General features: G+C 68.2%; 17 protein-coding genes. 7 read left to right on the forward strand and 10 right to left on the reverse strand.

Going from position 1 to position 19,189, the window contains the following annotated elements; genetic code table 11:
- The first annotated feature begins 59 nt into the window (after window positions 1–59).
- Both CXQ96_RS11065 and CXQ96_RS11070 read left to right on the forward strand, forming a co-directional pair.
- Complete coding sequence (locus CXQ96_RS11065) at window positions 60–608, forward strand: MarR family winged helix-turn-helix transcriptional regulator (RefSeq protein ID WP_146070867.1); 549 nt, start codon at window positions 60–62, stop codon at window positions 606–608.
- Between the two features lie 72 nt (window positions 609–680).
- Window positions 681–1,220, forward strand: coding sequence for a MarR family winged helix-turn-helix transcriptional regulator (locus CXQ96_RS11070; protein ID WP_104118088.1), 540 nt, complete (start codon window positions 681–683; stop codon window positions 1,218–1,220).
- Window positions 1,221–1,322: 102 nt separating this feature from the next.
- Here CXQ96_RS11070 and CXQ96_RS11075 read toward each other — a convergent pair whose 3' ends face one another.
- The 7 genes from CXQ96_RS11075 to CXQ96_RS11100 all read right to left on the reverse strand — a co-directional run bounded on the left by CXQ96_RS11075 (window position 1,323) and on the right by CXQ96_RS11100 (window position 8,461).
- Window positions 1,323–2,201, reverse strand: coding sequence for a metal ABC transporter permease (locus CXQ96_RS11075; RefSeq protein ID WP_104118089.1), 879 nt, complete (start codon window positions 2,199–2,201; stop codon window positions 1,323–1,325).
- 3 nt (window positions 2,202–2,204) lie between these two features.
- Entirely contained in the window at window positions 2,205–3,044 is an 840-nt protein-coding gene (locus tag CXQ96_RS11080) for a metal ABC transporter ATP-binding protein (protein ID WP_258059051.1), read from the reverse strand.
- A gap of 52 nt (window positions 3,045–3,096) precedes the next feature.
- Window positions 3,097–4,128 (reverse strand): metal ABC transporter solute-binding protein, Zn/Mn family, encoded by a 1,032-nt coding sequence (locus tag CXQ96_RS11085; protein WP_104118090.1) that lies wholly within the window; start codon window positions 4,126–4,128, stop codon window positions 3,097–3,099.
- Window positions 4,129–4,223: 95 nt separating this feature from the next.
- Complete coding sequence (locus CXQ96_RS11090; protein ID WP_104118091.1) at window positions 4,224–5,312, reverse strand: hemolysin family protein; 1,089 nt, start codon at window positions 5,310–5,312, stop codon at window positions 4,224–4,226.
- Window positions 5,309–6,733: a hemolysin family protein gene (locus CXQ96_RS11095; RefSeq protein ID WP_104118092.1), complete on the reverse strand. Its 1,425-nt coding sequence runs from the start codon at window positions 6,731–6,733 to the stop codon at window positions 5,309–5,311. Before CXQ96_RS11095 ends, CXQ96_RS11090 begins: the two co-directional genes overlap by 4 nt.
- Before the next feature lie 2 nt (window positions 6,734–6,735).
- Window positions 6,736–6,927 (reverse strand): hypothetical protein, encoded by a 192-nt coding sequence (locus CXQ96_RS18065; protein ID WP_146070868.1) that lies wholly within the window; start codon window positions 6,925–6,927, stop codon window positions 6,736–6,738.
- A gap of 82 nt (window positions 6,928–7,009) precedes the next feature.
- Window positions 7,010–8,461 carry a GuaB1 family IMP dehydrogenase-related protein gene (locus CXQ96_RS11100; RefSeq protein WP_104118093.1) on the reverse strand — a complete coding sequence of 484 codons (1,452 nt, stop codon included), beginning with the start codon at window positions 8,459–8,461 and terminating at the stop codon, window positions 7,010–7,012.
- 272 nt (window positions 8,462–8,733) lie between these two features.
- On the opposite strand from CXQ96_RS11100, the gene CXQ96_RS11105 reads away from it, so the two are divergent.
- Together CXQ96_RS11105 and CXQ96_RS11110 are read left to right on the forward strand one after the other, a co-directional pair.
- Entirely contained in the window at window positions 8,734–12,615 is a 3,882-nt protein-coding gene (locus CXQ96_RS11105; RefSeq protein ID WP_104118094.1) for a multifunctional oxoglutarate decarboxylase/oxoglutarate dehydrogenase thiamine pyrophosphate-binding subunit/dihydrolipoyllysine-residue succinyltransferase subunit, read from the forward strand.
- A 149-nt stretch (window positions 12,616–12,764) separates the two neighbouring features.
- The gene (locus tag CXQ96_RS11110) at window positions 12,765–13,364 is read left to right on the forward strand and encodes a GDSL-type esterase/lipase family protein (RefSeq protein ID WP_104118148.1); all 600 of its coding nucleotides are present in this window, start codon (window positions 12,765–12,767) and stop codon (window positions 13,362–13,364) included.
- Between the two features lie 90 nt (window positions 13,365–13,454).
- Here the strand turns inward: CXQ96_RS11110 and CXQ96_RS11115 are convergent, their stop codons facing one another.
- The 3 genes from CXQ96_RS11115 to CXQ96_RS11130 form a co-directional block, all read right to left on the reverse strand.
- A complete protein-coding gene (locus tag CXQ96_RS11115; RefSeq protein WP_104118095.1) occupies window positions 13,455–14,420 on the reverse strand; it encodes a zinc-binding dehydrogenase in 966 nt (321 codons plus the stop codon).
- Window positions 14,421–14,813: 393 nt separating this feature from the next.
- The gene (gene rsrA, locus CXQ96_RS11125) at window positions 14,814–15,074 is read right to left on the reverse strand and encodes a mycothiol system anti-sigma-R factor (protein WP_104118097.1); all 261 of its coding nucleotides are present in this window, start codon (window positions 15,072–15,074) and stop codon (window positions 14,814–14,816) included.
- Window positions 15,071–15,835 carry a sigma-70 family RNA polymerase sigma factor gene (locus tag CXQ96_RS11130; RefSeq protein WP_308662792.1) on the reverse strand — a complete coding sequence of 255 codons (765 nt, stop codon included), beginning with the start codon at window positions 15,833–15,835 and terminating at the stop codon, window positions 15,071–15,073. The genes rsrA and CXQ96_RS11130 overlap by 4 nt, the downstream gene beginning before the upstream one ends.
- Before the next feature lie 308 nt (window positions 15,836–16,143).
- Here CXQ96_RS11130 and CXQ96_RS11135 point away from each other — a divergent pair, with 308 nt between their 5' ends.
- The 3 genes from CXQ96_RS11135 to CXQ96_RS11145 are packed head-to-tail and all read left to right on the forward strand — an operon-like array spanning window position 16,144 to window position 19,186.
- Window positions 16,144–16,692, forward strand: a complete 549-nt coding sequence (locus CXQ96_RS11135; RefSeq protein ID WP_104118099.1) for a DoxX family protein — start codon at window positions 16,144–16,146, stop codon at window positions 16,690–16,692.
- 5 nt (window positions 16,693–16,697) lie between these two features.
- Window positions 16,698–18,059 (forward strand): 3-phosphoshikimate 1-carboxyvinyltransferase, encoded by a 1,362-nt coding sequence (gene aroA, locus CXQ96_RS11140; RefSeq protein WP_258059052.1) that lies wholly within the window; start codon window positions 16,698–16,700, stop codon window positions 18,057–18,059.
- Entirely contained in the window at window positions 18,056–19,186 is a 1,131-nt protein-coding gene (locus CXQ96_RS11145; RefSeq protein ID WP_104118101.1) for a ribosome small subunit-dependent GTPase A, read from the forward strand. Before aroA ends, CXQ96_RS11145 begins: the two co-directional genes overlap by 4 nt.
- Window positions 19,187–19,189: the final 3 nt, after the last annotated feature.

Genomic DNA, 19,189 nt, shown 5'->3' on the forward strand with positions numbered 1-19,189 from the left:
CGGTGCGGGCAGGGACGTCAGGCCCTGATGGTGTCGGCGCCGTCGATTAGGCTGGGGACGTGAGCCTCCACGACAGCACCACCCCCTCCGGCGCGCCGTCCCCTGTGGCGGGCTCCGACGAGGGCCGGTTGGGCGAGGGCCGGCTCGACGAGCTGGTGGACGCCGTGCGCCGCTATCGCAACGCGGAGAGGTTCATGCGTGGCCAGAGCAGGGCTTCGATGCACCTCGGCAGGACGGACATGACGGCGCTGCGTCTCATGCTGCATGCCAGCCAGATCGGGCAGCCGCTGACGGCCGCCGCGCTGGCCCGCGAGCTCGACATCTCGACCGCGGCGACGACGGTCCTGATCGACCGGCTCGAGAAGAGCGGCCATGCGGAGCGGCGTCGGAAAGGCAGCGACGGGCGCTCGATCGAGATCTGGCCCACCGCGACGACCGACGGGGAAGTGCGCTCGACGATGGGTCCCATGCACGAACGCATGCTGGCCATCGCCACGGACCTCTCGCCGCAGGAAAGGCTGACCGTGCGACGGTTCCTCGCCGCACTCGGGAGCGCGATGGCCGATCTCGACGTCCCCCGTCCTGCACCCGGCACGTCCGGTACCTGAACTGCCCGGTGGGCGGAATGATGTGCGCTCTTACCTAGAAAGATTGACTACTAGTTGGTCTAAACTGTAGGCATGGAATCTTCGGACGCACGGCAGGGAGCAGGTTACTGGTATCCGCCATCCGCCGAAGGCGCCTCCGATGAGGTTGCAACGGGCGTCGATGTCCTCAATGCGTTGAGAGCCTATCGCGAGGTGGAGAGCGGACTCCGACGGCGGCTGAGTCAACGCCTCAACATCAACGAGACAGATCTCGGAGCCCTTCGTCACCTCCTCGGAGTCTGGCATCGGGATCAGGGCGCCAGCCCGAAGGACCTGGCACTCGCCCTCGGAATCTCCAGCGCCTCCACGACACTCGTCATCGACCGCCTGGAAAGGGCCGGCTTCATCCGCAGGCGCCGGCACCCGGTGGATCGCCGTGCGGTCATCCTCGAACCCGGCGACAAGGCCACGGAGGAGTTCAGGTCTGCCTTCGACGTCGAGAAGCGCGGCGTCCTGGCTGCCGCCGACAACCTGACGAGCGAGGAGACCGAGACGGTGACACGCTTCCTGCGCAGTATGGAGCAGGCCATCTCCGATGCCGTCGGACAGCCGGACCGGCCGCAGCGCCCCTGACGCCGGCACGGACCGCAGGGATGGACCGCGACGACCGGACGGCTCTCGAGCCGCACGGCCTGTGCCGCTACCCGGGTCAGGCGGTCATCGCCGTTGCCTCGGTCAGGCGACGACCGCCGGTTTCGCAGGACGCGCGCGGCGCACTGCCCGGCGCGACCCCAGCAGACGACAGGCGAGATAGATCGCGAACGAGATCGTGGTCACGTAGGGACTGATCGGTATGCGGCCGCCGAGCGCGAGCAGGATGCCCCCGACCACGGCCGTGCAGGCGAACGCCACGCTGAGCAACACCACGAGCCCGGGCGCCGAGGTCACCTTCAGTGCGGCCGCAGCCGGTGTGATGAGCAGGGCGAGCACCAGGAGCGCTCCGACGACCTGGATGGACAGCGCCACCGAGATGCCCAGCAACACCATGAAGAGGATCGAGAGCCCCCGTACAGGCACGCCGCGCGCCTCCGCGAGATCCGCGTCGGCGCTGGCGAAGGTGAGCGGGCGCCAGATCGCGGCAAGAGCGACGATGACGACGACGGCGCATCCGACGAGCAGGTTCAGCTGGACGTCGTCGACCGAGACGATCTGACCGGTGAGCAGACCGAACTTGTTGGCCGCGCGACCCTCGTACAGTGCGAGGAACAGGATGCCCAGACCCAGCCCGAAGGGCATCACGACGCCGATGATCGAGTTCCGGTCCCGGGCACGTATCCCCATGAGGCCGAGAACGAGTGCGGCCAGGACGGAACCCACCAGCGATCCGGCGACGACGTTCGCTCCGACGAGCAACGCGAAGGCAGCGCCTGCGAAGGACAGCTCGGCGATGCCGTGGACCGCGAAAGCGAGGTCACGCATCATGACGAAGGTCCCGATCAGCCCGCCGAGCAGTCCCAGGACCGCTCCCGCGATCAGCGAGTTGCGCACGAGGGGCAGCAGTTGGGCATAGTTGTCGAAGGTGAAGATGGCGCCGAAAATCTCCTGGAAGTCCATGGCCTAGGCGCTCTCGTGGTGGTGGGTAGTGGCATCGGGCAATCCGACGACGACGATCCGCCCGTTGCTGTGCAGGACCTCCACCGGACTCGCGTAGAGGTCGGACAGCACCTCGCTCGTCATGACCTCCGACGGCGAGCCCACACGGAATCGGCCGTCGGCGAGGTAGAGGACCCGGTCCACGTAGTCGATGACCGGGTTGATCTCGTGGGTGACGAAGACGACGGCACTGTTCTTCTCGTGGCACTGGCGGTTGATGAGTGCGCTCACCGCCTGCTGGTGGAGCAGGTCGAGCGACAGCAGCGGTTCGTCGCACAGGAGCACCGTCGGGTCGGTGGCCAGCGCTTGGGCGGCCCGCAGCCGCTGCTGCTCGCCGCCGGACAGGAGCCCGACCGGAGCATCCGCGTACGACGAGGCTCCCACGTCCCGCAGGAGGGCGTCCACGCGCTCGTTGTAGTCCCGGCTGCGCACACGCAGTCCCCAGCGGTGCCCGTCCACTCCCAGGCCGACGAGATCGCGGGCGCGAAGTGGCGTCTCCGGGGGGAAGGATTTCTGCTGCGGGATGTAGCCGAGGGTGCGGCTGCCGCGCGTGATGGGCCTGCCGTCGATCGACGCGGTACCGGCGTCGAGGGGCTGCAACCCCAGGAGTACCTTGAGGAAACTCGTCTTCCCCGACCCGTTCGGTCCCAGCACGGCGAAGAATTCACCGGGCATGATGTCGAGGTCGAGGCCTTCCCACAGCGTGCGGCTGCCGAAGGACAGTGCTGCCCCACGCAGGCTGATGGCCGGCATGGCTCCCGCCCCGACCGGGGAAGGATCACGCCGTGCCGAGGTCGGAGTCATGCGGCGGGGCTTCCAGTCTCTCGTGGTTCAGGTGCCGCGGGCCGCGGCACCCTCAGGACAGGGCAGCCTCGATGGTATCCGTGTTGGCGGTCATCCATGAAATGTAGTTCTCGCCGTCGGGCAGGGTCTCGGTGAAGTCGAGGACCGGAAGTCCCGCCGCGTCAGCCGCGGAGCGCACCGCTTCCGTCTGCGCCCCCTCGGTCTGGTCGTTGTAGGCGAGGAAGGCGAGCGTCTTCCCCGAGACGAGCGCCTTCATCTCCTCGAGCGCCGCCACCGGGACGTCCGCCTCCTCCTCGATCGCCTCGCTGAACTCCTCCGGGGTGACGTTCTCGAGCCCTGCGTCCTCGAGGAGGTACACGGGCACGGGCTCGGTCACCGCTACCTTGCCGCCGGACCCCTCGGAAGCAAGAGCCGCCAGCCGGTCCTGGATCGACTGAAGCTCAGCGGTGAAGGCATCCGCACGGCTGCGGTACTCATCTGCATTGGCCTCGTCCAACCGGCCGAGCTCATCCGCGATGGCGTCGGCGAGAGTCGCCATGGCGGGCAGGTCGTACCAGACGTGCTCGTTGAAGGCACCATGGTCGTGGCCCTCCTCGTCGGCGTGCTCCCCCGTCGGCTCGTCGCTGTGCTCCCCCGTCGGCTCGTCGCTGTGCTCCCCCGTCGGCTCGTCGCTGTGCTCCTCGGTGCCGGCCGCTGCTTCCAGGCCGGACAGTTCGACGGCGCTGAGCACGGTCTCGACGCCCGTCTCCTCGGCAAGGCGACCCAGGAACGTGTCGTATCCCCCGCCGTTCTCGATCACCAGATCGGCCTCCGACACGGACAGCTTGTCCTGCACGGTGGCCTCGTACGAGTGCGGGTCCTGGCTGAGGCTGTTCACGATGGAGGTGACCTCGACGTCGTCCCCGCCCACGGCAGCTGCGATGTCGCCGTACACGTTCGTGGCGGTCACGATCGTGATCGCCCCTTCGCCGCTCGCAGTGCCCGTCTCACCGGGAGCTGCGGATCCACCGTCCCCGCAGGCGGCGAGGGAGAGTGCGGAGACTGCCAGCAGGGCGGGCACGGCAAGACGACGAGCAACGGGCATGACAACCTCGATCGGACCTAATGAGAATTATTTACGTTAGCGCATCGACCATATCCGAAACGCGAACGGTTCGCATTCTTTGGAACCTGCACCCGTCAGGCCACCGGCGTCTCGGTTCCGTTCACTCCCTCGCCCGTCCGCCGCGCTCCCTGGTTCTGCGTCGCATCCCTGATCTCACCGATCAGCTGCTCGATGACATCCTCGAGGAAGAGGACACCGCGCGTCGAACCGTCGGGGCCAAGGACGCGCGCCAGGTGGGACCCGGTCCGCTGCATGACGGTGAGCGCGTCCTCGATCTCGTCGTCGACCGACAGGTTCGCGAGCGTTCGCACCTTGTTCTCCGTGATCGGCTTCCGGTACATCGCCTGCGGCATGGACATGATGTCCTTCAAGTGCATGTAGCCCGTCAGGTTGCCGTCGTCGTCCACCATCACGAAGCGCGAGAACCCGGTGCGCCCCACAGCCCGCTCGAACTCCTCGGGCGTCGCATCGGTGCGGACGGTCACGAGCTCGTTGAGCGGCACCATCGTGGTCTCCGCGGTCTGCCCGGAGAACTCGAGCGCGCCTGTGATCAGGCCCGACTCGTCGTCCACGAGGCCACTCTTCGTGGACTCCTCCACGATCGACTGCACCTCCTCGAGCGTGTAGGTCGAGGACACCTCGTCCTTCGGCTCGACCTTCAGCGCCCGCAGGATGTGGTTCGCGGCCCAGTTCAGCGAGGAGATGACAGGATTCACGACGCGCGCGATCATGACGAGCGGCGGGGCCAGCAGGAGTGCGGCCTTGTCCGCCACGGAGACGGAGATGTTCTTCGGCACCATCTCTCCGAAGGTGACGTGGAGGAAGGTGACCAGGAGGAGCGCGAGGGCGAAGGCGACGCCGTCCGCCAGTCCCTCCGGCACCCCGACCGCCTCGAAGGGAACCACGAACAGATGGTGGATCGCCGGTTCGGCGACCTGCAGGATCAGGAGCGAGCAGACGGTGATCCCGAGCTGCGAGCAGGCGAGCATGAGGGACACATGCTCCATGGCCCAGATGGTCGTCTTCGCCCGTTTGGAACCCGCGTCGGCCAGCGGCTCGATCTGACTCCGGCGCGCCGACATCACGGCGAATTCCGAGGCGACGAAGAAGGCATTGCCGATCAGGAGGATTACCAGCCAGAGAATTCCCGCCCAGTCGCTCATCGGTTGTCCTTTCGTCCTGCGGTGGTGCCCGCGAGCGCGGGTCTGGCCGCTTCACGCACGCCCTGGTCCTGGGGGACACTCTGGTGCTCGGGAACGACGGCGTCCTGCGCCACGTCGGCAGCCGCTGCCGGAGCGGGCCTGAAGCGGACGCGGTCGATCCGTCGGCCGTCCATCCGCTCGACCAGAAGAGCCCCGGCGGGCACGTCGACCTCGTCGCCCGGCACGGCGACCCGTCCGAGCTCGGCCATGATGAATCCGGCGACCGTCTCGTAGCCTGCTTCGTCCGGCACCACGAGCCCGGGGATCTGCACCGTGACCTCGTCCGGACGCATGAGCCCCGGGAAGAACCAGTCCCCCGCCGCACTCTGCAGGACGCCGGGCTTCAGCTTGTCGTGTTCATCCTTGACCTCGCCGACGATCTCCTCGACGAGGTCCTCGAGCGTGGCCACACCGGCGGTTCCGCCGTATTCATCGAGCACGACGGCGAGCTGGAGGTTCGCCTCCCGCAGTTCACTCAACAGGGAGTCCAGGTGGACGGTCTCGGGTACGCGCAGCACATCCGTCATGATGGTGCCGGCCGGCAGTTCGGCCCGCTTGTGGCGAGGAACCGCGACGGCCTTCTTCACGTGGACCACGCCGCGGATATCATCCGCCGAGTCACCGATCAGCGGGAAGCGCGAGTACCCCGTCCGTCGCGCCGCTTCCACGACGTCGGCAACGGTCTGGTCCGAGTCGATGACCTCCATGCGGATGCGCGGGGTCATGACGTCGGCCGCGGTGCGCTCGGAGAAGCTGAACGTGCGAGCCAGGAAGTTCGCCGTGCCCTGGTCCAGGGTGCCCATCTCGGCCGAGCGCCGCACGAGGGACGAGAGCTCGGAGGGCGTCCGCGCTCCGGAGATCTCCTCCTTCGCCTCGAGCCCGAAGACGTTGAGGACCCGATTGGAGAAACCGTTGAGCACGATGATGGCCGGCTTGAACACTGCCGTGAAGAGGAGCTGCGGCCGGGCCAGCGCCTTTCCCACCTGGAAGGGCAGGGCGATGCTCAGGTTCTTCGGCACGAGCTCGCCGATGAGCATGGACAGCAGCGTGGCCAGAATCATCGCGATGATGATCGATGCCGAGGCGACGAGCGCTTCGGAGAGACCGAGCGCGGTCAGGGGCGCCTCCAGGAGCCGTCCGACGGACGGCTCCATGACGTAACCCGTGAGCAGCGTGGTCAGGGTGATGCCGAGCTGGCAGCTCGAAAGTTGCGTCGAGAGCGACTTCAGGCACCGCAGCAGCGGCTCGGCCCTGGTGTCGCCCTCGTCCACCGCACGTTGGACGTACGTCTGATCCAGCGCGACGAGCGCGAATTCGACGGCCACGAAGAATCCCGTACCGAGCACGAGGAGCAGGCCTGCGACGAGGTAGATCCATTCCACCGCTACATCCCCTCCTCGGCAACGCCTGGGCGGGTGTGCAGCGGTCCGCGTCTGAGGGGGTCCGCGGCGTCGGACTGGAGGGATGCTGCGTCCTGGTCGGAACCGACATCGGCCGGGGCGTCGGCACCGGGCAGCGGATGGGCAAGAGGAGAGGGTGCGCCGGCGTCGAGCCGGCCCCTAGAAGGACTGTCCATAAGGAGACCAGTCTATCGGCTTGGCAGCAGCAGCGGCGCAGGGATTCCGCCGACGACGCATGGAAGCCCGGACGGGCCGTGCCTACCAGCTCTGCTGGAGAGGCCGGCCTTCCTCGTAGCCTGCTGCCGACTGCACGCCGACCAGCGCGCGCTCGCGGAATTCGGCGAGTGACGCCGCACCTGCGTAGGTCATCGAGCTGCGGACGCCTGCCGTGATCATGTCGAGGAGGTCCTCCACACCCGGACGGGCAGGATCGAGGTACATCTTCGATGTCGAGATGCCTTCCTCGAACAGGCCCTTGCGAGCGCGCGCGAAGACGTCGTCGCGCCGTGTGCGGTTCTGAACCGCACGCGCCGAAGCCATCCCGAAGCTCTCCTTGTAGCGCCGCCCGTTGCTGTCGGTCTGGAGGTCGCCCGGGCTCTCGTAGGTCCCGGCGAACCAGGAGCCGATCATGACCTGGCTCGCACCCGCCGCCAGGGCGAGGGCGACGTCCCGGGGATAGCGCACACCGCCGTCGGCCCAGACGTGTGCGCCGAGCTCCGCAGCGGCCTGGGCGCACTCGTGGACGGCGGAGAACTGCGGGCGGCCCACGGCCGTCATCATGCGCGTCGTGCACATGGCACCGGGTCCCACGCCCACCTTGATGATCGAGGCACCCGCGGCGACGAGGTCGCGGACGCCGTCCGCGCTGACCACGTTGCCCGCGACGATGGGGACCTTGGGGTCGAGGCTGCGGACGACGGCGAGGGCGTCCAGCATCTTCCTCTGGTGGCCGTGTGCGGTGTCGACGACGAGGACGTCGACACCGGCCTCGAGCAGCGCCGCGGCCTTCGCCCCGACGTCACCGTTGATGCCGACGGCGGCCGCAACGCGAAGCCTGCCGGCGGCGTCCAGCGCGGGATCGTAGATCGTGGATCGGAGCGCACCCGTCCGGGTGATCACACCCTGGAGCACCCCGTCGCGCACGACCGGCGCCAGCGACACGCGCGCGCCGTCGAGGTCCTCGAAGGCCTTCTGCAGCGCGGTGGCGGGATCCTCGTCGAACAGTGAGGCCTCGAAGGCCGCGGGCGCAGGCCGCATCACCGACTCGAGGGAGGCGAACCGGTCCACCTCCTCGCAGTCGGCCGCGTGGACCACGCCGACGCATGCCCCCGCGTCGTCGACGACGAGCACCGCACCGTGGGCACGCTTGTGCATGAGGTGGAGCGCGTCGATCACGGTGTTGCCCGGCTGCAGTTTCAGCGGCGTCTCGAAGACCGGGTGGCGATCCTTGACCCACGACGTGACCTCGGCGATGACCTCGACCGGCACGTCCTGCGGCAGGACGCCGATGCCGCCGCGCCGCGCAACCGTCTCGACCATGCGGCGTCCGGTGACGGCCGTCATGTTGGCCACGACGAGTGGGATGGTGGTTCCCGTGCCGTCGTCGGACGAGAGGTCCACATCGAATCGGGAGATGACCTCCGATGCGGACGGTACGAGGAAGACGTCCGAGTAGGTGAGATCGGTGGTGGGCGGATTGATGAAGCGCATGGCTCTCCCTGTTGTGGCGACCGCGTGCAACGGCCGCAAAGAGTCTAGTGCCTCGCACCGTCGCCCGCCCATTCGCCCGCCCGAGGGAGCCCACGTCACGCCCGCCGCCGGTGCTCGGGCGCAGTATCGCACGCCGCAGCTCCGGCCGAGACGCCTGATTGGATTGTTCGTTACTACTATCACTACACTTGAACGGGGTCCAGACACGGCTTTTCGCCGATCTTGCCGCCCGCACCGCGCTCAGGGCAACTTACGGAAGAGGCGTATACCAAGTGCCAGAACAAACCAGCCACCGTCTACCTGAAGAGTTCGGCGGGAACGAGTGGCTTGTTGACGAGCTGTACCAGCAGTTCCAGCAGGACCGCCACTCGGTCGACAGGAAGTGGTGGGACCTGTTCGATTCCTTCGACGCGGAGAACGCTCCGGGGGAGAACGGCCGCCACTCCGCGGAAAGGCCCGTGGAACCGGCATCGGCTCCCGCTGCCACGGCCTCCGCGCCCAACGGGACCACGCCGGCAGCTCCCTCGTCCGGCACCCCGGCGTCCGGTGCTTCGACCGCCGCCCATCCCCCGACGAAGGAACTGCCCGTCGTCAAGGCCGAGGCGCCGGCGCCCAAGGCGTCCGGTGAGAGCCCCGCGAGCACCCAGCAGAGTGGCAAGCCCCCCGTGGCCAAGGAGCCGGCGAAGAAGCCCGACGCTCCGAAGGATGACAAGCCCGCCACGAAGCCCATCCCGGCCCAGCTCCCCGCCTCCGCGCTCAACGGCGACATGGAGGAGAACAGGGTCAGCGTCCTCCGCGGACCGGCCAAGGCCATCGCCACGAACATGGAAGCCAGCCTGAGCGTCCCGACGGCGACCAGCGTCCGGGCCATCCCCGCCAAGCTGCTGATCGACAACCGCGTGGTCATCAACAGCAACCTGGCCCGCGCGCGCGGCGGCAAGGTGTCGTTCACCCACCTGATCGGCTACGCCATCATCCGGGCACTGGCCCAGTTCCCGTCGCAGAACGTCTACTACGACGTCATCGACGGCAAGCCCTCCGCGGTCCAGCCCGCCCACGTGAACTTCGGCCTCGCGATCGACATGCCGAAGCCCGATGGCACGCGCTCGCTCGTGGTTCCGAACATCAAGAAGGCCGAGACCATGAACTTCTCGGAGTTCTGGCAGGCCTACGAGGACCTGGTGAAGAAGGCTCGCGCCGGGAAGCTCGGGGCCGACGACTACGCCGGTACCACGGTCTCCCTCACCAACCCGGGAGGCATCGGTACCGTCCACTCGGTCCCCCGCCTCTCGAAGGGCCAGGCGTGCATCATCGGTGCCGGCGCCCTCGAATACCCTGCGGAGTTCCAGGGTTCGAGCGAGAAGACCCTCGCCAAGCACGCCATCAGCAAGACCATCACGCTCACCTCGACCTACGACCACCGCGTCATCCAGGGCGCCGGCAGCGGTGAGTTCCTGCGGATCATCCACCGGTTGCTGCTGGGTGAGCAGGGCTTCTACGACGAGATCTTCGAGTCGCTCCGCATCCCCTACGAGCCCGTGCGGTGGAGTGCCGACATCCAGGTCGACCCGGTGGACCAGATCAACAAGGTCGCCCGGATCCAGCAGCTCATCCACGCCTACCGCGTGCGCGGCCACCTCATGGCGGACACCAATCCGCTCGAGTACGTGCAGCGCAAGCACGCCGACCTCGACATCCGCACCCATGGGCTCACCCTGTGGGACCTCGACCGGGAGTGGCCGACGGGCGGCTTCGGCGGCCAGCCCATGCTCAAGTTCCGCGACATGCTCGGGGTGCTGCGGGATGCCTACTGCCGAACCACCGGTATCGAGTACATGCACCTCCAGGACCCGGCAGAGCGCCAGTGGTTCCAGGACGAGCTCGAGCACCCCTACTCGAAGCCGAGCCGTGAGGAGCAGCTGCGCATCCTGCACAAGCTGAACTCGGCGGAGGCCTTCGAGACGTTCCTGCAGACGAAATTCGTCGGCCAGAAGCGCTTCTCGCTCGAAGGCGGGGAATCCCTGATCCCGCTGCTGGACGCCGTGATCTCGGGCGCGGCCGACGACGGCCTCGATGAGGTCGCCATCGGCATGGCCCACCGGGGACGCCTGAACGTGCTCACCAACATCGCCGGCAAGACCTATGCGCAGGTCTTCCGCGAGTTCGAGGGTACGCAGGATCCGCGCTCCGTCCAGGGCTCGGGCGACGTGAAGTACCACCTCGGCACCGAGGGCACTTTCACCTCCGACGCCGGGAACCAGACGAAGGTCTACCTGGCCGCGAACCCGTCGCACCTGGAAGCCGTCGATCCCGTCCTCGAGGGCATCGTCCGCGCCAAGCAGGACCTCCTCGACCAGGGCGACACCTTCCCCGTGCTGCCGATCCTCATCCACGGTGACGCAGCCTTCGCCGGCCAGGGCGTCGTGGCCGAGACCCTCAACCTGTCGCAGCTGCGCGGGTACCGCACCGGTGGCACCATCCACGTGATCGTGAACAACCAGGTGGGCTTCACCACGAGCCCGACGTCGTCGCGCTCCTCGGTGTACTCCACCGACGTCGCGAAGATGGTCCAGGCGCCGGTCTTCCACGTGAACGGGGACGACCCCGAGGCCGTGGTGCGCGTGGCGCAGCTGGCGTACCAGTTCCGCCAGCGGTTCAACAAGGACGTCGTCATCGACATGGTCTGCTACCGCCGTCGCGGCCACAACGAGGGCGATGATCCTTCGATGACGCAGCCCATGATGTACAACCTGATCGAGGCCAAGCGTTCGGTGCGCAAGCTGTACACCGAGGCCCTGATCGGTCGTGGGGACATCACCCAGGAGGAGGCGGAGCAGGCGCTGCGCGACTACCAGGAGCGCCTGGAGCGCGTCTTCGCCGAGACGCATGCTGCCCAGACGTCGCCGATCCCGGTCGTGACCAAGGACCCGCAGGCGGTCTCGGACCTCGAGCGGCCGTACGCGCAGCAGGCGGACGGCGGCGACAGCGACGCCCGCCGGACCGCCATCAGCGCAGAGATGCTGGCGCACATCGGCGCCGCTCATACCGCTGTCCCAGAGGGCTTCACGGTGCACCCGAAGCTCAAGGCCCTCCTGGAGAAGCGCGAGCAGATGTCGAGGGAAGGCGGGATCGACTGGGGCTTCGGTGAGATCGCGGCCTTCGGTTCGCTCGTCATGGAGGGCGTGCCCGTGAGGCTCGCGGGCCAGGATTCGCGCCGCGGTACCTTCGTGCAGCGCCATGCGGTGTTCCACGACCGCGCGACCGGCCACGAGTGGCTCCCGCTGGACGACCTCAGCGCGGACCAGGCGAAGTTCTGGGTCTACGACTCCCTGCTGTCCGAGTACGCGGCCATGGGCTTCGAGTACGGCTACTCCGTGGAACGGCCGGATGCGCTGGTGATCTGGGAGGCCCAGTTCGGCGACTTCGTGAACGGCGCGCAGACCATCATCGACGAGTTCATCAGTTCCGCAGAGCAGAAGTGGGGGCAACGCTCCTCCCTCGTGCTGATGCTGCCCCACGGGTACGAAGGCCAGGGGCCGGATCACTCCTCCGCCCGCATCGAGCGCTTCCTGCAGATGTGCGCCGAGGAGAACATGGTCGTCGCCAACCCGAGCACCGCGGCGTCGCACTTCCACCTGCTGCGTCGCCACGCGTACAAGCGTCCGAGGAAGCCGCTGGTGATCTTCACGCCGAAGCAGCTGCTGCGCCTGAAAGCCGCCGCCAGTTCGGTGGAGGACTTCACGCAGGGCACCTTCCAGCCCGTCATCCCCGATACCACCCTCGGCACTGCCGGGAGTGACGTCGAGCGCGTGATCCTCGTGTCCGGTCGCCTCTACTACGACCTCCTCTCCTCCCGGCAGAAGCTGGACGACGGCAGGACTGCCATCGTCCGGGTGGAGCAGCTGTACCCGCTCCCTCTGGAGGAGATCAGGGCGGCACTGGCCGAGTACCCGAACGCGGAGATCGTCTGGGCGCAGGACGAGCCGGCCAACCAGGGGCCTTGGCCGTTCATCGGCCTCAACCTGCCGCAGGAGCTGGACCGGCCGATGCGCCTTGCGTCCCGACCGGCGTCCGCTTCCACGGCGACGGGATCGGCCAAGAGCCACGCGGTGGAGCAGGAACTCCTCATCAAGAGGGCCTTCGGCCGTCAGTAGCAGGCCATCAGTATGATGTTGGGTGGGGCCGAGGCCCCACCCAATGTCTTTAACCGAGCCATGCCTCGGACAGAGTTAATGTCTTCAGGAGCGTGCGCCGCTCATCCGGCGGCCCGCACCCATCCGACGACCAGCACACCGAGGGACCAGTGGAACAACGCAGAATCCGACTAGCAGCAGTGGGCGACGAACTCCTCGCGGGGCTCGGTGATCCGCGAGCGCTCGGGTGGGTCGGACGCGTGATGGCCCGTACCCGCCCCGACAACGCCTCGCTGGAGGCATACAGCCTCGCGGCGCCCGGAGAGGGCACCGAGGCACTGGCGAACCGCTGGCTGCAGGAGGCGGGGCGCCGCTTCGACGACGGCGCCGACAACCGGCTCGTTATCGGTCTCTCCGACCGCGATCTGGACCTCGAACTGTCGACCGCGCGGAGCCGGCTCAATCTCGCCAACATCCTCGACGGGGCAGCCCAGATGAGCGTCAAGGTGCTCGTCGTCGGGCCTCCTCCCGGACTCGACGCCGAACGCAACCGCCGCCTCGCCGACCTCTCGGCCGCTTTCGGCGACGTGACGACGCGTCGCAAACACGTCTTCGTGGACACCTTCACGCCACTGCTCGCGCACGAGCAGTGGCGCCACGATCTCGCTGCCAACGGCGGAACGCCCGGGCAGGCCGGGTACGGGCTGATCGCCTGGCTCGTGCTGCACCGCGGCTGGTTCCAGTGGCTGGATGTGCCCGCGCCGGAGTAGGCGCCAGGCGTCGACCCTCCAGGTCGCCGTAGTACCGACAGGGAACCCTCGAGTGGAGGGTTCCCTGTCGCGTTCCGGGCCACGCCCGGGTCAGTGGCGGAAGACGATCTTGCCGAACACGTCGCCGTCGAGCATGCGCTGGAAACCCCGGGGCGCGTCCTCGAGGGGCAGCACCGCGTCGATGACGGGCCGGATGCCGGTCGCGACCAAAAAGCGGGTGAGCCGCACGAGCTCCTCACGGGTACCCATCGTGGAGCCCAGCACGCGCAACTGGAGGAAGAACACCCGGTTGAGGTCCGCCGAGGGCGCGGCACCGCTCGTGGCGCCGCACGTCACGACTGTTCCTCCGGGCACGAGCGCCTTCAGGGAGTGCGCCCAGGTGGCTTCACCCACCGAGTCGAAGACGACGTCGACGCGCTCGGGCAGCCGTGCACCGGCGTCGAACACCTGGTCCGCTCCCAGCTCCAGCGCCTGCTGCCGCTTGGACCCGCTGCGGCTCGTCGCCCAGACGCGGAAGCCGGCGGCCGCTGCGAGTGCGATCAGGGCGGACGCGACGCCACCGCCGGCTCCCTGCACGAGCACCGTGGCGCCGGGTGCCGCCGGGGAGACGGTGAACAGCATGCGGTAGGCCGTGAGCCAGGCCGTGGGCAGACATGCGGCTTCCTCGAAGGACAGTTCCGGCGGTTTCGGGACCAGGTTCCGCTCGGGCACCCACACGTAGTCCGCCATGGTTCCCGGGTACCGCTCCGACAGGAGCGACCGCTGCGGGTCCAGGGTCTCGTCGCCCCGCCACTGCGGCGAGGACACGACGCCGTGGACGATCACCTCGTTGCCGTCGTCGTCCCGTCCGGCAGCGTCGCACCCGAGCACCATCGGAAGCCGGTCCTGGGGCAGCCCGACGCCCTTCAGCGACCACAGGTCGTGGTGGTTGAGGCAGGATGCGACGACCTCGACCCTGACGAACCCCTCAAGGGCAGCCGGGACGTCGAGGTCGCCGACGACCAGGCCGCGGAGCGGATCGTCCCCCGACTGGGTGGCGGCGTAGGCGGCACGCATAGGTCATCTCCTTCGATCACGGACGGTGCCCCCATCCTAGGGGTAGCGCTGTCGTCGGAGCTGTCTTCGGAGCTGTCTCAACGCCGCGTGCAGTGCGGCCGTCGCGCTGGGGTCGGGGGCTGTTTAGGCGACGCCGGTCGCGGTATGGGAGACTTGGGTGCAGTTCTGCACGTCTACAGTGCCTGAAGAAGAAGGAGGCAGCCATGAGCAAGCGAGCACGCAAGCGTCGCGACCGGAAGCGTGGAGGCGCGAACCACGGTAAGCGCCCCAACACCTGAGTCCAGGCGTTACAAGCACCGCCAGTACGAACGACAGAACCTCCGGCCCGTCAGGGTACCGGAGGTTCTGTCGTGTGGGGCTCTGTCGCCTCGCGCGTCCGCAGGTGCCGGGGAGTCAGTGATCCACGGTCTTGAGCTGGCTGATGCGGTCGAGGATGCTCGCCTTCAGGGTCGACGGCGCAACCTCCGTGCAGGATCGCTTGACGACCGACCGAATCACGCATTCCAGATCGTGCTCCTCGGCGCACTGCGGGCACCCGTTCAGGTGGTCCTTGATCTCGACGAGATCCTGGTGGGACAGCGCGCCGTCCAGGTACTCGTACAGCCTCTCGATCCTCGAGTCGGCGCAATCGCCCATACTCTCGCAATCGCTCATTTCTCCATCTCCTGTTCCTTGCCCGCTGCGCCCGCCCCGCTCTGGGTCTTGGCACCAGCACCCGTGGTGACACGGAGTCCCCGCTCACGCGCGTACTCCGCGAGGAGTTCACGCAGCAGCTTGCGGCCGCGGTGCAGCCGGGACATGACGGTCCCGATGGGCGTGTTCATGATTTCCGATATTTCCTTGTACGCGAAGCCTTCGACGTCCGAGAAGTAGACCGCCAACCTGAATTCCTCCGGGATCGCCTGGAGCGCACTCTTCACGTCGGAGTCCGGCAGGTGGTCCAACGCCTCGGCCTCTGCCGAGCGGAGACCGGCGGAGGTGTGCTCTGCAGCCTTTGCGAGCTGCCAGTCCTCGATGGTGTCGGAGTGCGATTGCAGCGGCTCCCGCTGCCTCTTGCGATACAGGTTGATGTAGGTGTTGGTGAGGATGCGGTACAGCCACGCCTTCAGGTTGGTTCCCGGCTTGTACTGGTGGAAGGCGGAGAACGCCTTCGTGTAGGCCTCCTGCACCAGGTCCTCCGCGTCGCTGGGATTGCGGGCCATGCGCATGGCAGCGGAGTAGAGCTGGTCGACATACTGCATGGCGTCACGCTCGAAGCGCGCCTTACGGTCGGCTTCCGACTCCGTCGACACGTCCAACTGTGCATCTTCGGCCTGGCTGCTGCCTGCGGGGGCTGTTGTATTCATCGTGCCAAAGTCTACGCGTCCCCGCTGTCGCGGCGCCGTTGAAGCCCGCCGCTGGACCGACGTCGACAGCTGGAAATCCGCCGGTACCACCGTCCCGGTCTGTGAGCCCGTCACACGCGCCTCCGATGTCCCGTTCCGAATGCTTCCATGGTTCTTCCAACCCCCTCGAGAACCGCCTTATTCCTGCGGCAGGCCACCCCGGCCGGTGTCACTACCCGCGCTTCCCCGCCCTCGCCGCCGCCGCCCCTGCCGCAAGCGCCGATACGGAAGCGGCTCCGGATCGCGCGTGCTGGTGCGGCATGCAAAACTAGACCCAGCGTGCTTCGTACCCGTGAACCCAATGCTCGGCGGATTCCGCCGGTAACCAGGAGGCAATTGTGACCCTTGTCCGCGTCATCGCCCGACCCTTGATCGCCAGCAGCTTCGCACTCTCGGGCGTGGACCGGCTCCGCACTGCCGGCACCACCGCTCCCCAGCTCAAGCCCGTCCTCGCTGGTCTGACCAAGGTGGTCCCCTCGGCAGCAGCGGTCACCGGCAACGAGAAGCTCGTGGGTCAGGTGCTCGGCGCCACCCAGGTCGGAGCCGCACTCCTGCTGGGCATCGGGCGGTTCTCCCGCGTCGCGGCCCTCCTGCTCGCCGTGACGGCCACGGTCAACACCCTTGTCGACTACCGCTCGGCCGATGCCTCGACCACGGAGGGCAAGAAAGCCCGCCGCTCGCAGCTGCTCAGGAACCTCTCGCTGATCGGCGCCGTCCTGCTGGCCACCGTCGACACGAACGGCCGTCCCGGCATCGCCTGGCGCGCCGAACACCTCGCGATCGACGCCAAGAAGGGCGCTGCCGGCCTCGGCCGGGATGCCCGCAAGCAGCTTCAGAAGGCCGACCAGGCCGTGCGCAAGACCGCTGCCGACGTCGTCGGTTCATAAGTTCCGTGACAGCGTCATCAGGCGGGGGATCCGACCAGCACGTATGGCGGGCACCCCGCCTGACCCGTCCCGTGGATGCCGAGATCTCGGTTCCGGGCTCGAAGTCACTCACCAACCGCTACCTGGTGCTCGCCGCACTGGCCGACGGACCCTGCGTCATCCGGCGCCCACTGCACTCACGCGACTCCGCCCTCATGGTCGCTGCCCTTCGCTCCCTCGGCGCGGTGATCGACGAGGTGCCGGGCGACGGCGATTTCGGCCCGGATCTGCACGTCACTCCCCTGCCGGGCAGGATGGACGGTGGGCAGTCCCGTGCCGTGGATTGTGGACTCGCCGGCACGGTCATGCGATTCGTCCCTCCGCTGGCCGGGCTCGTGCCCGGTTCCACGAGGTTCGACGGCGATCCGCACGCCCGGCGTCGTCCGATGGGGGGCATCGTCGAGGCGCTCCGGGGTCTCGGGCTGTCCGTCGACGACGGCGGATCCGGCTCCCTGCCGTTCACCGTGCGCAGCGAAGGCAGCGTCCGCGGTGGGCGCCTCGTCATCGACGCCTCCGCCTCCTCGCAGTTCGTGTCCGCGCTCCTCCTCGTGGGCGCACGCTTCACGGAGGGCCTACACCTCGAACACGTGGGCAAGCCCGTTCCCAGCCTCGACCACGTCCGCATGACCGTCGAGACACTGAGGTCACTCGGCGTATCCGTCGACGACGCCGTGCCGGACAACTGGAGGGTCTGCCCCGGTCCCATCGCCGCATTCGACGTCGCGGTCGAGCCCGACCTCTCCAACGCGGGTCCGTTCCTGGCCGCGGCCGTGGTCACCGGCGGAACCGTCCGCGTGCGGAACTGGCCCGCGGGGACCACCCAGGTGGGCGATGACTGGCGGCGGATCCTTCCGCTGATGGGTGCCTCAGCCCGTCTCGAAGGTGACGTGCTCACCGTGACGGGCGGCGCCTCGATCTCGGGCGGGACCTTCGCGGACACCTCCGAACTCGCTCCGACGGTAGCGGCCCTCTGTGCCCTCGCGACGACGCCGTCGACCCTCACGGGAATCGCGCACCTCCGCGGGCACGAGACCGATCGGCTTGCAGCGCTCGTCGCCGAGATCAACGGACTCGGCGGTGACGCCGAGGAGACGGTGGACGGGCTCATCATCCGGCCTGCACCCCTCCACGGTGGCCGCTTCCACACGTACGAGGACCACCGTATGGCGACCGCCGGCGCGATCATCGGGCTCGCCGTGGAGGGCGTGGAGGTGGAGAACATCGCGACGACGGCCAAGACCATGCCTGAGTTCCCCGAGCTCTGGGCTGCCGTCACAGCCACCGCCTCCGCCACCACCGCCGTCTCCGCGCGGGAAGCTCACGCATGAGCGAGGCCGGCAACCGCCGCGGATCCCGGTCCTGGGACGAGTCCGACATCAGGATTCGGCCCAACAAGAAGGGATCCCGCCCCCGGACCAAGAACCGTCCGGCGTACGACGACGCCGTGACCGGACGCGTGGTCACCGTGGACCGCGGCCGGTACACCACCGTCGTCGACGAGGACACACCGGACGAGCGGATCGTGATCGCAGCCCGTGCGCGCGAACTGCGCCGGAACGCCGTCGTCGCAGGTGATCTCGTGGCACTGGTGGGCGACCTGTCCGGCGGTGCCGACTCACTCGCTCGGCTCGTGCGCATCGAGGAGCGCCGCACCGTCCTGCGGCGCAGCGCCGACGACACCGATCCGGTCGAGCGGGTGGTTGTCGCCAACGCCGACCAGCTCGTGATCGTCGTCGCCGCGGCCAATCCCGAACCGAGGACGGGCTTCATCGACAGGGCGCTCGTGGCGGCCTACGACGCCGGGATCGAACCGCTGCTGTGCATCACGAAGGCGGACCTGCGGGATCCCGCCGCCCTTCTCGCCAACTACGAGCACCTCGACCTGCGCGTGATCATCAGCAGGACGGACGAGGCCGTGGGCATCGAGGCGAGGTCCGACGACGGCGAATCAGCCCGCCTGGCACACGGGGCCGTCGACGCACTGCGGGACGAACTCGACGGCCAGGTGAGCGTGCTGCTCGGGCATTCCGGGGTGGGCAAGTCGACCATGGTCAACGCGCTGACCGGCAGTACCCGGGCCACCGGCGGAGTGAATGCGGTGACGGGCAGGGGCCGCCACACGTCCTCGTCCGCGCTCGCCCTCAAGGCTGCGGACGCTTCGCCGGGCACCTGGATCATCGACACACCGGGCATCCGGTCCTTCGGCCTCGCTCACGTGGACGCGGACCGCATCCTCAAGGCATTTCCCGACCTGGAACCGGGGACGCAGCGCTGCGAGCGCGGGTGCCGCCATGATGACGTCGCCGTCGACTGCGGACTGGACAGCTTCGTGGCGGAAGGCCTGGCCGGCGAGTCCGGCCCGGTACGCCTGGCCTCCCTGAGGCGCCTGCTCGGCGCGGGCATCGCCGACGCCCGCGGCAGCAGCCATGATGCGAAGGAACTCGGTCAGCAGTAGGCG

Origin of the sequence: Arthrobacter sp. B1805, assembly GCF_002929745.1 — a bacterium.
GTDB lineage: Bacteria > Actinomycetota > Actinomycetes > Actinomycetales > Micrococcaceae > Arthrobacter_D.

Coding starts and splice junctions, on each gene's coding strand:
- CXQ96_RS11070 (WP_104118088.1), top strand. CDS start 681: ATGGAATCTTCGGACGCACGGCAGGGAGCAGGTTACTGGTATCCGCCA.
- CXQ96_RS11075 (WP_104118089.1), bottom strand. CDS start 2,201: ATGGACTTCCAGGAGATTTTCGGCGCCATCTTCACCTTCGACAACTAT.
- CXQ96_RS11080 (WP_258059051.1), bottom strand. CDS start 3,044: ATGACTCCGACCTCGGCACGGCGTGATCCTTCCCCGGTCGGGGCGGGA.
- CXQ96_RS11085 (WP_104118090.1), bottom strand. CDS start 4,128: ATGCCCGTTGCTCGTCGTCTTGCCGTGCCCGCCCTGCTGGCAGTCTCC.
- CXQ96_RS11090 (WP_104118091.1), bottom strand. CDS start 5,312: ATGAGCGACTGGGCGGGAATTCTCTGGCTGGTAATCCTCCTGATCGGC.
- CXQ96_RS18065 (WP_146070868.1), bottom strand. CDS start 6,927: ATGGACAGTCCTTCTAGGGGCCGGCTCGACGCCGGCGCACCCTCTCCT.
- CXQ96_RS11100 (WP_104118093.1), bottom strand. CDS start 8,461: ATGCGCTTCATCAATCCGCCCACCACCGATCTCACCTACTCGGACGTC.
- CXQ96_RS11115 (WP_104118095.1), bottom strand. CDS start 14,420: ATGCGTGCCGCCTACGCCGCCACCCAGTCGGGGGACGATCCGCTCCGC.
- rsrA (WP_104118097.1), bottom strand. CDS start 15,074: ATGAGCGATTGCGAGAGTATGGGCGATTGCGCCGACTCGAGGATCGAG.
- CXQ96_RS11145 (WP_104118101.1), top strand. CDS start 18,056: ATGAGCGAGGCCGGCAACCGCCGCGGATCCCGGTCCTGGGACGAGTCC.